General features: G+C 44.6%; 11 protein-coding genes. All 11 read left to right on the forward strand.

The genetic code is table 11. The features are described from left to right. Window positions 1-51 precede the first annotated feature (51 nt). The 11 genes from mutS to EDD59_RS01410 all read left to right on the forward strand — a co-directional run bounded on the left by mutS (window position 52) and on the right by EDD59_RS01410 (window position 15,891). The gene (gene mutS / locus EDD59_RS01360; protein WP_330571842.1) at window positions 52-2,703 is read left to right on the forward strand and encodes a DNA mismatch repair protein MutS; all 2,652 of its coding nucleotides are present in this window, start codon (window positions 52-54) and stop codon (window positions 2,701-2,703) included. Window positions 2,704-2,713: 10 nt separating this feature from the next. Next, complete coding sequence (gene mutL / locus EDD59_RS01365; protein WP_132378132.1) at window positions 2,714-4,633, forward strand: DNA mismatch repair endonuclease MutL; 1,920 nt, start codon at window positions 2,714-2,716, stop codon at window positions 4,631-4,633. Continuing rightward, on the forward strand, window positions 4,634-5,578 hold the full coding sequence (miaA, locus tag EDD59_RS01370) for a tRNA (adenosine(37)-N6)-dimethylallyltransferase MiaA (RefSeq protein ID WP_132378134.1): 945 nt from the start codon (window positions 4,634-4,636) through the stop codon (window positions 5,576-5,578). It abuts the gene before it with no gap. Window positions 5,579-5,595: 17 nt separating this feature from the next. Continuing rightward, entirely contained in the window at window positions 5,596-6,897 is a 1,302-nt protein-coding gene (locus EDD59_RS01375) for a methionine gamma-lyase family protein (protein WP_132378136.1), read from the forward strand. Between the two features lie 15 nt (window positions 6,898-6,912). Then, on the forward strand, window positions 6,913-8,133 hold the full coding sequence (locus EDD59_RS01380) for a BaiN/RdsA family NAD(P)/FAD-dependent oxidoreductase (RefSeq protein ID WP_132378138.1): 1,221 nt from the start codon (window positions 6,913-6,915) through the stop codon (window positions 8,131-8,133). Further along, entirely contained in the window at window positions 8,126-9,778 is a 1,653-nt protein-coding gene (locus EDD59_RS01385) for an NAD(P)/FAD-dependent oxidoreductase (RefSeq protein WP_132378140.1), read from the forward strand. The genes EDD59_RS01380 and EDD59_RS01385 overlap by 8 nt, the downstream gene beginning before the upstream one ends. A 54-nt stretch (window positions 9,779-9,832) precedes the next feature. Next, window positions 9,833-10,531: a RadC family protein gene (gene radC, locus EDD59_RS01390; RefSeq protein WP_132378142.1), complete on the forward strand. Its 699-nt coding sequence runs from the start codon at window positions 9,833-9,835 to the stop codon at window positions 10,529-10,531. Between the two features lie 61 nt (window positions 10,532-10,592). Next, window positions 10,593-11,615 carry a rod shape-determining protein gene (locus tag EDD59_RS01395; RefSeq protein WP_132378144.1) on the forward strand — a complete coding sequence of 341 codons (1,023 nt, stop codon included), beginning with the start codon at window positions 10,593-10,595 and terminating at the stop codon, window positions 11,613-11,615. 1 nt (window position 11,616) lies between these two features. Beyond that, window positions 11,617-12,483, forward strand: a complete 867-nt coding sequence (mreC, locus tag EDD59_RS01400; RefSeq protein ID WP_132378146.1) for a rod shape-determining protein MreC — start codon at window positions 11,617-11,619, stop codon at window positions 12,481-12,483. Window positions 12,484-12,503: 20 nt separating this feature from the next. Beyond that, window positions 12,504-13,037: a rod shape-determining protein MreD gene (gene mreD / locus EDD59_RS01405; RefSeq protein ID WP_132378148.1), complete on the forward strand. Its 534-nt coding sequence runs from the start codon at window positions 12,504-12,506 to the stop codon at window positions 13,035-13,037. Beyond that, complete coding sequence (locus EDD59_RS01410) at window positions 13,030-15,891, forward strand: penicillin-binding transpeptidase domain-containing protein (protein WP_132378150.1); 2,862 nt, start codon at window positions 13,030-13,032, stop codon at window positions 15,889-15,891. Before mreD ends, EDD59_RS01410 begins: the two co-directional genes overlap by 8 nt. The last annotated feature ends 27 nt before the right edge of the window (window positions 15,892-15,918 follow it).

Here is a 15,918-nt window from a genome sequence, read left to right on the forward strand (position 1 = left end):
TAAAAAAATGCTATACTTAGGGGGAATTTTGGGAACGAAAGGAAGAAAAAAGTGGCAGAATTAACCCCTATGATGCAGCAATATACGGAGACAAAGTCCCAATATCCCGACTGCATTCTATTTTATAGACTTGGTGACTTTTATGAAATGTTTTTTGAGGATGCACTGACAGCTTCAAAAGAACTGGAGATTACACTGACTGGTAAAAACTGTGGTCTTGAGGAGCGGGCTCCTATGTGTGGGGTTCCTTATCATGCGGTGGACAGTTACTTGAATAAACTGGTGACCAAAGGTTATAAGGTCGCCATATGTGAGCAGATGGAGGACCCGAAGCTGGCTAAGGGGCTGGTGAAGCGGGATGTGGTCCGAATCGTCACTCCGGGGACCAATCTTGCAGCCCAGGCACTGGATGAGGCAAAAAACAACTACCTGATGTGTATTGTTTACATAGCTGACAGATACGGACTTTCTATTGCAGATGTCACTACCGGTGATTATTTTGTGACAGAATTGCCTGACAGCACAAAACTGTTAGATGAGATTTACAAATTCATGCCCTCTGAAATTATCTGCAATGAGTCTTGCTATATGAGCGGTATGAATCTGGATGATTTGAGGGACAGGCTGGGGATTGCCATTTATTCCCTGGATTCCTGGTATTTTGATGATGCCATCTGCAGAGAAAAACTGCTGGAGCATTTTCATGTTTCTACACTTGCGGGATTGGGACTGCAGGATTTTGACAGCGGGGTTATCAGCGCCGGAGCTTTGATGCAGTATCTACTGGAAACTCAGAAAAATAACCTTTCTCAGCTGACACATATTACACCTTATGTCACAGGAAAGTATATGATGCTGGACAGTTCCACGCGCAGAAATCTGGAGCTCACTGAAACTCTGAGAGAAAAGCAGAAAAGAGGCTCTCTTCTCTGGGTGCTGGATAAGAGCAAAACTGCAATGGGAGCCAGGACTCTGCGTAAATATGTGGAACAGCCTCTTATAGAAGTACAGGAAATTCAAAAACGTTTGGATGCTGTGGAAGAGCTAAAAAACGAGGCAATCAGCCGGGAAGAAATCAGGGAGTATTTGGCCCCAATTTATGATTTGGAGCGGCTGGTCACAAGGATTACATATGGCTCGGCAAATCCAAGAGATTTGACGGCCTTTCGCAGTTCTCTTGAAATGCTTCCCCCCATCCGTTATATTCTGGAGGATATGCATTCCCAGTTATTGTCTGAAATCCGGGAGGATATGGATACACTGGAGGATTTGTGTACCCTGATTAAAGAGGCGATTACAGACGACCCACCTCTTGCCATGAAAGAGGGCGGCATTATCCGAGACGGGTACAGCGAGGAAGCAGATAAACTGCGCCGCGCAAAATCGGATGGAAAAGAGTGGATTGCCAGGCTTGAGGAAGAAGAACGGGAAAAAACAGGAATTAAGAACCTGAAGGTAAAGTATAACAAGGTTTTTGGGTATTACCTGGAAGTGACCAATTCCTATAAAGACATGGTTCCCGATTATTACACCCGAAAGCAGACGCTGGCAAATGCAGAGCGCTATATTACCCCGGAGCTCAAAGAACTGGAAGATACTATTTTAGGGGCAGAGGACAAACTGTATGCCCTGGAATATGAACTGTACAGTGCAGTGCGGGATACTGTGGCAGGGGAGGTAGCGAGGATTCAGAAAACAGCCAAGGCAGTAGCTGCACTGGATGTGTTTACATCTCTGGCACTGGTTGCGGAAAGAGGCAATTATGTGCGTCCGGAAATTAATCAAAAGGGTGTGATTAATATTAAAGACGGACGCCACCCGGTAGTGGAAAAGATGATTCCCAATGATATGTTTATTTCAAACGATACATACCTGGATGATAAAAAACAGCGGATTTCCATCATCACAGGGCCGAATATGGCCGGGAAGTCCACTTACATGAGGCAAGTTGCCTTGATTGTACTGATGGCTCAGCTTGGCTCCTTTGTGCCCGCTGCGGCAGCCGATATTGGGCTTGTAGATCGGATTTTCACCAGGGTTGGGGCATCGGATGACCTGGCCTCTGGTCAGAGCACTTTTATGGTAGAGATGACGGAAGTAGCAAATATTTTGCGCAATGCTACTAATAAAAGCTTGCTGATACTGGACGAAATAGGGAGGGGCACCAGCACTTTTGACGGCCTGTCTATCGCCTGGGCTGTGGTGGAATACATTTCAGACACCCACCTGCTGGGAGCTAAAACTTTATTTGCGACCCACTATCATGAATTGACTGAACTGGAAGGCAAAATACAGAATGTAAACAATTACTGTATTGCGGTCAAAGAAAAGGGTGAGGATATTGTTTTCTTGCGCAAAATAGTCAAGGGCGGGGCAGACAAGAGCTACGGAATCCAGGTGGCAAAGCTGGCGGGAGTACCGGACATTGTAACCACCCGCGCAAAAGAAATTGTAGAAGAATTAAGTAACGAAGATATAACTGCAAGAGTCAGTGAGATTGCGGCGAAAGAGCACGAAACAAAAAAACAGACAAAGGCAAAAAAATATGATGAGGTCGACATTGCACAGATATCTCTTTTCGATACCGTCAAGGACGATGATGTGTTGGAAGAACTAAAAACAATCGATGTCGGAAATCTGACGCCTGTTGATGCATTGAATACTATATACAGGCTGCAGAACAAGCTGAAAAACAGATGGTAGGAGGAATGCTATGTCACATATTCAGGTGTTAGATCAAATTACAATTGATAAGATTGCCGCCGGGGAAGTGATTGAGCGCCCTGCTTCTATTGTCAAGGAGCTGGCAGAAAATGCCATGGATGCCGGTGCTTCTGCTGTAGCAGTTGAAATTCAGGAGGGCGGAATCTCTTTTATCCGTGTTACAGATAATGGAAGCGGTATTTCGCGGGAGGATGTGCCCAATGCATTCTTAAGGCATTCTACCAGCAAAATCCGCAGTGTAGAGGATCTTTCCCATATTTCTTCTCTGGGATTTCGGGGAGAGGCCCTTTCCAGTATTGCCGCAGTTACAAAAGTCGAACTGGTTACAAAAACAAAAGATGAACCATTTGGAACCCGGTACGTTATAGAAGGCGGGAAAGAACAGTCACTGGAGGACACAGGGGCTCCTGACGGAACCACTTTTCTAATCCGTCAGTTGTTCTATAATGTTCCCGCCAGAAGAAAATTTTTAAAAACACCCATGACAGAAGCCGGACATATACAGGATCTTTTAATGCGGCTTGCACTTTCCCACCCCGAAGTTTCGTTTCAGTTTGTCAACAACGGACAGGAAAAATTGAGGACATCAGGAAACGGTAAATTAAAGGATGTAATCTACAGTATTTATGGAAGAGAAGCAGCCTCTAATCTGATTGATATGGATTACGAGAAGGAGGGTGTCAGAATTGCAGGATATCTTGGGCGCCCGTCAGTCAGCAGGGGAAACCGTAATTTCGAGAATTTTTTTGTGAATGGAAGATATGTAAAAAGTGCTATGATTTCTAAGGCGGTTGAAGATGCCTACAAGGATTTTATGATGCAGCACAAATTTCCGTTTCTTGTATTACACTTTTACATAAATGGAGAAGATATAGATGTGAATGTTCACCCCACTAAGATGGAACTGCGTTTTCAAAAACAGCAGCAGGTCTATAACTTGGTATATGAAGGTGTACACAGAACCCTTCTGGAGCCGGAACTGATTCCGGTGGTGAAGGCACCTGAACCCCCAAAAGTGAAGGAGGACAGGGAGGAGAGCCCATTCCTTCTGAAACCCAGAACAGAAATGCCGGAGCACACAGTAAAAGCAGAAGAGGTAAAGGATGAGGAGTATTTTCTTAGAAAAATGAGGGAACGGGTCTTATCTTATCACAATCGTGCTTCCTCTGCCGAGGTATCTGATACCGGAAATATACACCGGACAGCTTCCCAGTACACTACTGTACGTGAAACAGGAAGCTATCATGCAGAAGAGGCTGTTGCCCCCGAGACTGAGGAAGCCAGACAAATGGATCTTTTTGAAGAAAAGCTTCTGAAAAGGGATGTGAAAGCAGAGTACAGACTGATTGGGCAGGTGTTTGGCACTTACTGGCTGGTGGAATTTCAAAATAATCTTTATATTATCGATCAGCATGCCGCCCATGAACGGGTTTTGTATGAAAGAACTTTAAGAGGAATGAAGGACAGAGAGTTTACTTCTCAATATTTGAGTCCTCCTATCATACTTACATTGTCCATGCAGGAGGAAGAAATACTAAAAGAAAACATGGAGCGGTTTGAGAGAATCGGTTTTGAAATTGAACCCTTTGGCGGTGATGGATATGCAGTCAGGGCGGTTCCTGACAACCTGTTTAGCATTGCAAAAAAGGAATTGCTGATTGAGATGCTGGACGGCCTGGCCGATGGATTAAACACCCCCATGACTCCGGAGTTAATTGACGAAAAAGTGGCTTCTATGTCTTGCAAGGCTGCCGTCAAAGGAAACAGCCGGCTGTCCGTTGGAGAGGTGGATACATTGATCGGGGAATTGCTTTTGTTGGAGAATCCATATCATTGTCCCCACGGCAGGCCTACAATTATAGCCATGACCAAGCGGGAATTGGAAAAGAAATTTAAGAGGATTGTATAAATGAAAAAGCCATTGATTATTTTGGCGGGTCCCACTGCTGTCGGAAAGACCAGGCTGTCGATCGGTCTTGCAAAAACAGTGGGGGGCGAAGTTATTTCAGCAGATTCTATGCAGATTTACAGACATATGGATATTGGCTCAGCAAAAATCCATCCCGAGGAGATGGAGGGAGTTGTACATCATCTGGTAGATGTGCTGGAGCCGGAGGAGGAATTTCATGTAGTACGTTTTCAGCAGATGGCTAAAGCAGCCATGGAGAAGATTTACGAAAGAGGAAAGATTCCTATTCTTGTGGGCGGCACCGGATTTTATATTCAGGCCCTTCTGTATGATATCGATTTTACTCACAATGAAAGAGATTCAAAATACCGAGAATATCTGGAAGAACTTGTGCAGCAGAAAGGCTCCGGTTATCTTCATGAAATGTTAAGAAAAGTGGATGCAAAATCCGCAGAATCAATTCACGCCCACAATAGTAAACGTGTTATCCGGGCGCTGGAGTTCTATAATCAGACAGGAAAAAGGATATCAGAGCACAACGAGAAGGAACGGCAAAAAGAGTCTCCCTACCGTTTTGCTTATTTTGTACTTTATGATGACAGAGAAAGATTGTACGAAAGAATTAATTGCCGTGTGGATCAAATGCTAAAAGAAGGATTGGTAGAGGAAGTACAGGCTTTAAAAAAACGGGGCTGTACCAGAGATATGGTTTCTATGCAGGGCCTTGGATACAAGGAAATTCTTGCTTATTTGGACGGGAATATTGCCCTTTCGGAGGCAGTCTGCAGGATTAAGCGTGATACCCGCCATTTTGCTAAGCGTCAGCTTACCTGGTTCAAACGGGAAAAAGACGCTATATGGCTGGATAAAAAAGATTTTGAAAATAACGGGCACCGCCTCCTTGCAAGAATGCAGGAGGAACTGACAAATAGGAATATACTTTAATTTACAAGGAGAATTGTATGAGTTTTGAAATTAATCAGATATACGAAAAACTGGGAATCGAAAAGGATGTCTGTCAGTTTGGAAGAAAGGTAGAGGAAAGTCTTATCCCGCGATTCCGTAAATTTGAGGAAACAGCGGAATTCAATCAGTTAAAGGTGCTTCAGGCTATGCAGAAAAACCGTGTCAGTGAGGCATGTTTCCAGTATGCAAGTGGTTATGGCTATAATGATTTGGGACGGGACACATTGGAAGCGGTATATGCCTCTGCTTTCCACACAGAGTCCGCGCTAGTGCGGCCTCAAATTACCTGCGGGACTCATGCACTGGCACTGGCACTGGCGGCAAACCTAAGACCCGGGGACGAGTTGCTTTCCCCGGTAGGAAAACCCTATGATACGCTGGAAGAAGTTATCGGTATCAGAGAGTCAAAAGGCTCTCTTGCGGAGTACGGCATCACATACAGCCAGGTGGAGCTCCTGGAGGATGGTAGTTTTGATTATTCCGCTATCAGAAACGCCATACATGAGAGGACAAAACTCGTAACGATTCAACGTTCCAAAGGCTATCAGACGCGCCCAAGCTACTCTGTAGGAAAAATCGGAGAGCTGATCTCCTTCATCAAAGGTATAAAGCCGGATGTCATCTGTATGGTAGATAACTGCTATGGCGAATTTGTAGAAACAGCGGAGCCAAGCGATGTGGGGGCCGATATGATTGTGGGATCCCTGATCAAAAATCCGGGGGGCGGACTGGCACCTATCGGAGGATACATTGCAGGCAGGGAAAATTTGATAGAAAACTGTGCCTACAGATTGACTGCCCCTGGACTGGGGAAAGAAGTGGGGGCCTCATTGGGAGTGATGCAGTCATTTTACCAGGGATTTTTCCTGGCGCCCACTGTTGTGTGCAGCGCGTTAAAGGGAGCAGTGTTTGCCGCGAATATTTATGAAAAACTAGGCTTTTCGGTAATTCCAAATGGGACAGAAAGCCGTCATGATATTATTCAGGCTGTAGAACTTGGGACGCCAGAGGGAGTTATCGCTTTCTGTAAGGGAATTCAGTCGGCCGCCCCCGTGGACAGCTACGTAAGTCCGGAGCCCTGGGCTATGCCGGGCTATGACAGTGATGTTATTATGGCGGCGGGGGCTTTTGTGCAGGGTTCGTCCATCGAACTAAGTGCAGACGGTCCCATAAAACCGCCATATGCCGTTTATTTCCAGGGAGGGCTTACCTGGCCCCATGCGAAACTGGGGATTTTGAAATCTCTGCAGAGTCTGATAAATGCAGGAGTCATTTCTGGAGATGTGCTTTTGAAATAACAAGGGAGGAAAGTTATGAATAAAATTGCTGTAATCGGGGGCGGCGCTTCAGGACTGCTGGCTGCTATCTCAGCTGCTCAAGAGGGTGCTGATGTCTGTATCTATGAACATAAGGACAGAATCGGCAAAAAAATTCTTTCCACGGGAAACGGAAGATGCAATTTTACAAATTTAAATCAGGAGCCGATCCATTATCATTCTGAGAATATTTTGTTCCCCTGGAGGATTGTGAAGAAATTTGATATTCAGCATACGGTTGCATTTTTTCTGAAACTGGGGATATATTCCAAAAACAGGAACGGTTATCTGTATCCTCAGTCCGACCAGGCATCCGCAATTTTAGATGTACTCCGCATGGAAGTAAAAAGGCTCGGGATTCAGGTTAAGACAGAGGCTAAATGCAAGGAGATTTCTCCTGTAAAGGAGGGGTTTCTGATCCGCACAGAAGCAGGGGATTTTTCTGCACAGAAGGTAATTCTGGCGGCAGGCTCCATGGCGGCACCTTCTTCCGGCTCAGACGGCTCCGGTTACCGGATTGCCGAAAGCCTTGGGCACCGGCTGGTACCAGTCCTCCCTTCCCTTGTACAGCTTCGGTGTGAGGAAGGGTTTTACAAAGGAATTGCAGGAGTCCGTGCAGAAGGACTTGTTTCTCTCTGCGTGGGCGGGGAATGTTATGCCAGAGAGCAGGGAGAAATACAGTTTACAAATTATGGAATATCAGGGATTCCTGTTTTTCAGGTGAGCAGATATGCTGCAATCGGACTGCATGAGGGAAAGCAGGTCATCGCACTGCTGAATTTTATGCCGGATTTCACAGAAGAACAGTTTTTAATTTTTCTCAGAAACAGGATAGAAACGCGCCCTCAGAAATCAGCAGAAGAATTTTTGACAGGGCTGTTTCATAAAAAACTATCTGATTTATGGATAAAATTATCACATATAAACAGAACGAAGATAATGCAAGATTGTACAGAAAAAGAGATTGAGCGGCTGGCCCATCTCATACAAAATTTCTCTACAAAGGTTGTGCAGACAAATTCTTTTGAACAGGCACAAGTCTGCAGGGGAGGAATTGACACGAAAGAGGTAAACCCGGATACACTGGAATCCCTTTTGATTCCCGGACTTTATTTTGCGGGAGAGATTTTGGATGTGGATGGTATCTGTGGGGGCTACAATCTGCAATGGGCCTGGTCCAGCGGGCACACAGCGGGAAAGGAGGCCGCAGGTGCTTAGAATCAGTCAGTTAAACTTACCTCCCGGGCACAGTATGGAAGAGTTGACAGATAAAATCTGCAAATTCCTGCGTGTAAGGAGAACAGACCTACTGGATTATGAGATTCAAAAGAAGTCCATTGATGCCCGGAAAAAGCCGCATATTTTTTTTTCTTACACAGTAGATGTGAAAGTGAAGGATGAGAGACAGGTGCTGCAGAAGACCAGGGGGAAGGCGAAGAAGGTCAGTAGATTACCTTATCAGGCTCCCACTCCCGGCGCCGTTCCCCTTATGCGTCGCCCGATTATTGTGGGGAGCGGTCCTGCAGGCCTGTTTTGCGGCTATCTGCTTGCAAAATCCGGTTATTCTCCTATTATTCTGGAGAGAGGAAACCCAGTGGAGGAGCGCCTCGCAGATGTGGAAGAGTTTTGGAGAAGCGGGCACCTGAACCTGTCTTCTAATGTACAGTTTGGAGAGGGAGGAGCAGGAGCCTTTTCAGATGGCAAGCTTAACACACTTGTAAAGGATGCAAAAGGGAGAAATCACTTTGTACTGCAGACTTTTGTAGAACACGGCGCTCCCGCCGATATTCTATATGAGCAGAAACCTCATATCGGAACAGATATCCTGATGAACGTAGTAAAAAACATGAGACAGAGCATCCAGAATATGGGCGGAGAGTTTCGCTTTCACAGTCAGATGACAGATATAAGATTAGAAAACATCGCCCAGATTGATGACGGGAATAAAGGGAACGTCAGAAAGATTAGCGGTGTTGTCCTGGACGGCGGGGAAGAAATAGCTGCCAATGTCTGTGTACTTGCATTGGGGCACAGTGCAAGAGATACCTTTCAAATGCTCTGTGCCCGGCAGATTCCCATGGAGACAAAGTCCTTTGCGGTGGGTGTCAGAATTGAACATCCCCAGTCCATGATTACCCAAAGCCAGTATGGGAAAACCATATACAGCGGGCTTCCTGCCGCTTCCTACAAGTTGACGGCAAAGCTTAAGAATGGACGTGGTGCATATACCTTTTGTATGTGTCCGGGAGGGTATGTGGTAAATGCATCCTCCGAGAACAAACGTCTTGCAGTCAATGGGATGAGCTATCATAAACGGGATGGCATCAATGCCAACAGTGCAGTGATTGTTACGGTGACTCCGGAAGATTATAAAGGCACAGGCCCCCTGTCAGGTATGGAATTTCAGCGTATGCTGGAGGAACGTGCATATACAGTGGGGCAGGGAAAGGTTCCGATACAGTGTTTTAAAGATTTCAGGGAAAACCAACCCACAAAGGAACTTGGGGGTGTGACACCTCAGATAAAAGGCGATTTTACTCCGGCAAATGTAAGGAGCATTTTTCCAAAAGAGTTGGGTGACTCTCTGGAGGAGGGGATTCTTTTGATGGAGCATAAAATTCATGGCTTTGCAAGGGCAGACGCTGTTTTGTCCGGTGTTGAAAGCCGCACATCTTCTCCTGTAAGAATCTTGAGGAGCGCAGATTTTGAAAGTACAGTATCTGGTATATACCCCTGTGGGGAGGGGGCCGGATATGCAGGGGGCATTACTTCCGCTGCTATGGACGGAATAAAGACTGCCGAAGCCATTATTAGGAAATATTCACAGAAACTTAATATTACAGCCCCTGTACATGGATTTTAATTTATGCTAAAATAAATCATTGTATTGTGACATGTACAGTTGGATACTATCTATATGAAAGGCAACATTAGAATAAAAGAAATACAGGAAGAAGAACGCCCCTATGAGAAGTGTATGAGATTTGGAGCGAGTAATTTAACGGATATTGAATTACTGGCTGTTTTGCTGCGTACAGGAACCAGAGGAGAGAATTCCCTGCAATTGGCCGAAAAGCTTTTGCATCCGGTTTTTTCCCAGGAAGGAATTCTCAACATTCATAAATGGACGCTGGAGCAGCTCCTTCAGGTTAAGGGAATAGGCAAAGTCAAAGCAGTTCAGATTTTATGCCTCTCTGAGCTTTCAAAAAGGCTCTCCAAGGCAACTGCACAGCCCGGTTTAAGCTTTACAACGCCGTCCACCATTGCAAAATATTATATGGAAGATATGAGACATGGCAGCCATGAATCGATGAAACTTCTACTTTTGAACACAAAGACACGCCTGATTGGGGAAACTGATATTTCTAAAGGAACGATTAATTCTGCAGTGGTTTCTCCCAGGGAATTATTCGTGGAGGCTCTGCAGAAAAACGCAGTGTCTATTATCCTGCTTCACAATCACCCAAGTGGTGACCCGTCTCCCAGTAAAGAGGATGTTCTCATTACCAGAAGAATCCGGGATGCGGGACAGCTGATAGGTGTGGAACTGCTGGATCACATTATCATCGGGAACAACTGTTATACCAGTATGAAAGAGAAGGGCCTGCTTTTTTGAGTCCGGGGGGCACCTGCGGCCTCCTTTAATCAAAGCGTGCCGGGGGGAGAAGATTGCAGATATGGCAAGAAATGTATACGGACTTGATTTGGGAACGTATGAGATAAAAATATATGACAAGAAAAAAGAACAGATATGGAAGATAAAAAATGTAATTGCGACACATGATAAAAAGCATATTTTTTCCGTAGGCAGCGAGGCTTATGAGATGTATGAGAAGGCCCCTGACAACATACAGGTTGTATTCCCTATGCACAATGGTGTGATCGCACATTTTAATGATATGCAGTATCTGCTGCAGAATCTGCTGGGGCCTAAAAAGCAGTTTTCACGGGGCGCTCAGTATGTGATTGCCGTTCCCACAGATGTGACAGAAGTTGAAAAACGCGCATTTTATGATTTGGTTTCCCACTCCACAGCAAAGGCAAAGTCTGTCCGCATTGTGGAACGGGGAATTGCTGATGCTGTAGGGATGGGCCTGGATATCTGGAATGAGAAGGGGATTTTCGTGGCCAATTTTGGAGGGGAGACAACTGAATTATCTGTATTGGCATCCGGAGGAATGGTTCTGAACCGTCTGGTAAAAGTCGGCGGGATTCATTTTGATACAGCAATTGTCAATCTGGTCCGACACAACCGTGACTTTCTGATAGGCCGGGTTACGGCAGAAAAATTAAGAAAGAAATTCGGTGTATTTGAGCAGGATACCGACACGTCTTTAACCGTTGCGGGGAGAGATCTTATTACAGGTGTTCCGAAGCAGGAGAGTATTCCCATCAGTCTCGTGCGGGCGGCCATGAAAGAACCTCTGGCAGAATGCGTTCATGCTATTAAAATTATGATAGACAGAACCCCTCCGGATGTACACAGGAGGATTGAACAAAATGGAATTTATCTGACTGGGGGACTGGCGAATTTGGAAGGCCTCTCTACATATCTTGAGGAGAGTACTGGCCTTAAGGTGACGATGGCACAGATTCCTGAGCTCTGTGCGGTAACGGGATTAAAGAAGATTATATCAAATAAGGATTACAGGAAGTTGACATATTCTATGTTAGATGAAGATTACAGGTGGCTGAGATAATATGAAAAAGAAAAATCAAACCTCATCATCAAATAAATATTGGCTTGCGGGACTTTCTTTGTTCTGTATTCTGCTGATGGTCTTGTCTCTGGTTTCAGATAAGCCAGAGGGCCCGTTAAAAGGTATTGCAGGCATAACTGTGATCCCCATGCAAAAAGGCATTAATCAGGTAGGAATCTGGCTGGGGGATATCAGTGATAACTTTGATACGCTGCAGGATATGAAGAAGGAAAATGACCGGCTTCAAAAAAAGGTAGACGAGCTGATAACGGAAAACAATAATCTGCAGGAAGAAAAATATGAACTGGAAAGATTACAGGAGTTATATAAACTGGATCAGAACTATGCAGATTACAAAAAGACTGGGGCCCATGTTATCGGAAAGGATTCTGGAAACTGGTTCAGTAACTTTACCATCGACAAGGGCAGTAATGACGGAATTAAGGTAGATATGAACGTTATGGCGGGAAGCGGACTGGTCGGAATTGTTACTAAGACCGGACCGACATGGTCCACGGTCCGCTCCATTATTGATGATTCCAGCAATGTCAGTGGCATGGCTCTTTCCACTTCCGATAAATGTATGGTGCGGGGGGACCTGATGCTGATTAATGACGGAAGAATCCGGTTTGAACAGATGGAGAATAATGAGAATAAGGTACAGGTGGGAGATCAGATTGTAACTTCCCATATCAGCGATAAATACCTGCAGGGAATTTTAATCGGTTATATCAGTGAAATTACTGTGGACTCTAATAATCTTACCCGCTCTGGATATATCACTCCTGTGGTTGATTTTAAAAACCTGCAGGAGGTGTTGGTCATTACGACTACAAAAGCTGATCTGACCGGTAAAGAAGTAAAGTAGAGAAAAGGAGAACTGTGTAAATGAAGATGAAAAGGGCCAAAAGAATTGTTGTGACTGTAGTCATATTGATTGTATGCTATCTCTTGCAATGTACTATATTTGGACACCTGACTTTGGCTTCTATTAAACCGAATCTGATGCTTATTGTTACCGCCTCCTTTGGATTTATGAGAGATTCCAGAGAGGGAATGTTTGTGGGCTTTTTTTCCGGGCTCCTGATGGATATACAGTTTGGAAATATTTTAGGATTTTATGCCCTGATATACCTGCTCATAGGGTTTATCAACGGCTTATTCCAGCATGTATATTATGATGAAGACATTAAACTTCCGCTGGCCTTGATTGCGGCAAGTGAATTCCTTTATGGTCTGATTATTTACTTTTTGATGTTCATGCTGCGCAGTGAATTTCATTTCACCTACTACCTGAGTCACAATATTATACCTGAGCTCATATATACTATTGTTGCTGCGCTGGGAATATACCCGTTGATTTTATATTTGAACCATAAATTGGAAGCAGAAGAAAAAAGGAGTGCAAGTAAATTTGTTTGAGCGTATAAAAGATGCCATTAATCGAATAGTAAAATCCCGGCTGTTTGTCCTGGTTCTTGTGTTTTGTGTGCTGTTTGCAATATTAATCAACCGTGTATTTTATTTACAGATTGTGAAGGGGCAATATTATCTGGACAACTATAAGCTTCAGATCAGAAAAACACGGGAAATACCCGGAACCAGAGGGAACATCTATGACAGAAATGGAAACCTGCTTGCTTATAATGAGCTTGCTTATTCTGTAACTATGGAAGATAATATCCCCGATGGCCCGCAGAAGAATAAAATTCTAAATGACATTTTAGACAAAGTAATTACTATTGTAGAATCCAACGGGGATTCTGTCATCAATGATTTTGGCATTGTTCTGGATTCTGCCGGAAATTATGAATTTTCTCAGACAAATGAAACATTGAGACTTCGCTTTGTGGCAGATGTATATGGACTGAAGACGATTGAGGAACTTGATGAACAGCAGAAGAACGCATCAGCAGAAGACATCATTAATTATTTGTGTACGGATAAAACATACGGTTATGGACTAAATGTGAAAAAATCCGATAAGCCATACATTTTGAAGATGGTGAATCTTCGCTATGCCATTAACCTGAACAGTTTCCAAAAATTCATTCCCACAATACTTGCGACGGATGTCAGTGATGAGACGGTGGCAGCAATCATGGAGAACCTGGACAAGCTTGAGGGAGTAGATGTGGCAGAAGATTCTATGCGCCGCTATACAGACAGTAAATTTTTCGCTTCCATTATAGGCTATACAGGCAAGATTTCTCAGGAAGAATATGATGATTTGGATAAGGATAAAAAAAAGCAGTACACCAAGACGGATATCATCGGAAAGGCAGGTCTGGAAAAGACAATGGATGAGGTCCTGCAGGGGAAAAAGGGGGAGACAGAGCTGTATGTGGATAGTGTAGGCAAGGTTACGGAGACTGTAAGCAACAAGGAGCCGGAAGCAGGAAATGATGTTCACCTGACCATTGACAAGGATTTGCAGGAACAGACTTATCAGCTGCTTGAAGAAAAACTGGCAGGTATCGTATTGAACAAGCTCAGAAATGTAATGAATTATGACCCCAGCACCACGTCTGATGCTAAAGAGATTATTATTCCTGTGGATGATGCCTATAATGCGTTTATCGGCAATGAAATTATAGATGAGTCACACTTTGGGACAGATGAAGCCAAGCCGGTGGAAAAACAGGTTTATTCCATCTTCACAGATAAAAAGGCAGCGGCAGTTAAAGCGATTATCAATGAGATGAATAACAGCGGTGCCGCCGCTTATAAGGACCTGCCGGATGAAATGAAGGCATATATGGACTACATTTCCATCAACGTACTTCAGAACGACACGGGCATCCTGATGAAGGATGCAATAAATACAGGTGATGAGACTTATCAGCAATGGACAAAAGATGAGACAATCAGCCTGCATCAGTATCTGAATTATGCAATTTCACAGAACTGGATAGATACCTCAAAACTCTCTGATTATGTGTCTGCAGAAAAATATTCTGATTCCGAGGAAATTTATCAGGGGATTTTAACATTTTTACAAGATTATTTAGGTTCGGATATCAATTTCGACAAACTTCTCTACAAATATCTTATAAAATCAGGAGGTATTAGTGGTGGACAGATTTGCGCCATGGTGTATGAGCAAGGTGTACTGCCCATGGATGAGGCAGCATATAACGGCCTGGTCAGCGGTGCTGTGGATTCTTATACCTGGTTGTATCAGAAAATCCAGAGTCTGGAAATTACGCCCGGTCAGCTTGCCTTGGAGCCATGTACAGGCTCGGCTGTAGTTAGTGACCCTAACACCGGGGCGGTGCTGGCATGTGTATCCTATCCCGGCTATGATAATAACCGGCTGTCCAACACTATGGATTCCAAGTATTACAATCAGCTTGTAACCGGACTTTCCCGTCCTTTCTACAATAATGCAACGCAGGAACGCACAGCACCTGGTTCTACCTACAAAATGGTGTCCGCTGTAGCCGGGCTGACAGAAGGTATTATCGCAGGAGACACATACATCAACTGTGCCGGGGAGTTTGATAAGGTTACACCAAGTCCCAGATGCTGGATTTATCCGGGGTATCACGGTTCTTTAACCGTAGTAAATGCCCTGGAAGTTTCCTGTAATGACTTTTTTTATGAGGTGGGCTATGATTTAGGCACAGACTCAGGAGGAAGTTACGACAGTGATAAGGGTGTGGAGGCTTTGGCAAAATATGCGAAAGACTTTGGTCTTGGAGAAAAATCAGGTCTGGAAATTCCTGAGTCAGAACCTCAGATTTCGGACGAATATTCCGTCCAGTCGGCTATTGGCCAGGGAACCAACAACTATACAGTCAGTCAGCTGAACAGATACGTTGCGGCAGTGGCCAACCGTGGGTCGGTCTACAACCTTACACTGTTGGGCAAGACCACTGATGTAAATGGGAAACTTATTAAACAATATGAGCCTGTTGTTGACCATGAAATGAAAGATGTGAGCAGCAACACATGGGATCTGGTGCATCAGGGCATGGAGGCCGTGATTGGCTACAACTCAACAACTTTTTCCGGACTGGAGATTTCCATGGCCGGAAAGACAGGTACCGCACAACAGAGTGCCGTACATCCGGATCACGGCTTGTTTGTCGGATATGCGCCTGCCGAAGCACCGGAAATTGCAATCGCGGTTCGTATAGCAAATGGCTACAGTTCATCCTATGCGGCTGAGATAGGAAGAGACATTGTGAGAGCAAACTTCAAGCTTGCCGACAAGAATGAATTAATCACCGGAGCCGCCGCAGAACTAGGCAGCGCTATAGCCGGGGACTGACCGATAGTGCTTAGTAAGGTCGTTCTT

Source organism: Muricomes intestini, from assembly GCF_004346165.1.
Taxonomy (GTDB): domain Bacteria; phylum Bacillota; class Clostridia; order Lachnospirales; family Lachnospiraceae; genus Muricomes; species Muricomes intestini.

Excerpts from the sequence above, each read along its gene's own strand:
- mutL (WP_132378132.1), top strand. The coding sequence starts at position 2,714 with ATGTCACATATTCAGGTGTTAGATCAAATTACAATTGATAAGATTGCC.
- miaA (WP_132378134.1), top strand. The coding sequence starts at position 4,634 with ATGAAAAAGCCATTGATTATTTTGGCGGGTCCCACTGCTGTCGGAAAG.
- EDD59_RS01375 (WP_132378136.1), top strand. The coding sequence starts at position 5,596 with ATGAGTTTTGAAATTAATCAGATATACGAAAAACTGGGAATCGAAAAG.
- EDD59_RS01380 (WP_132378138.1), top strand. The coding sequence starts at position 6,913 with ATGAATAAAATTGCTGTAATCGGGGGCGGCGCTTCAGGACTGCTGGCT.
- radC (WP_132378142.1), top strand. The coding sequence starts at position 9,833 with ATGAAAGGCAACATTAGAATAAAAGAAATACAGGAAGAAGAACGCCCC.
- EDD59_RS01395 (WP_132378144.1), top strand. The coding sequence starts at position 10,593 with ATGGCAAGAAATGTATACGGACTTGATTTGGGAACGTATGAGATAAAA.
- mreC (WP_132378146.1), top strand. The coding sequence starts at position 11,617 with ATGAAAAAGAAAAATCAAACCTCATCATCAAATAAATATTGGCTTGCG.
- mreD (WP_132378148.1), top strand. The coding sequence starts at position 12,504 with ATGAAGATGAAAAGGGCCAAAAGAATTGTTGTGACTGTAGTCATATTG.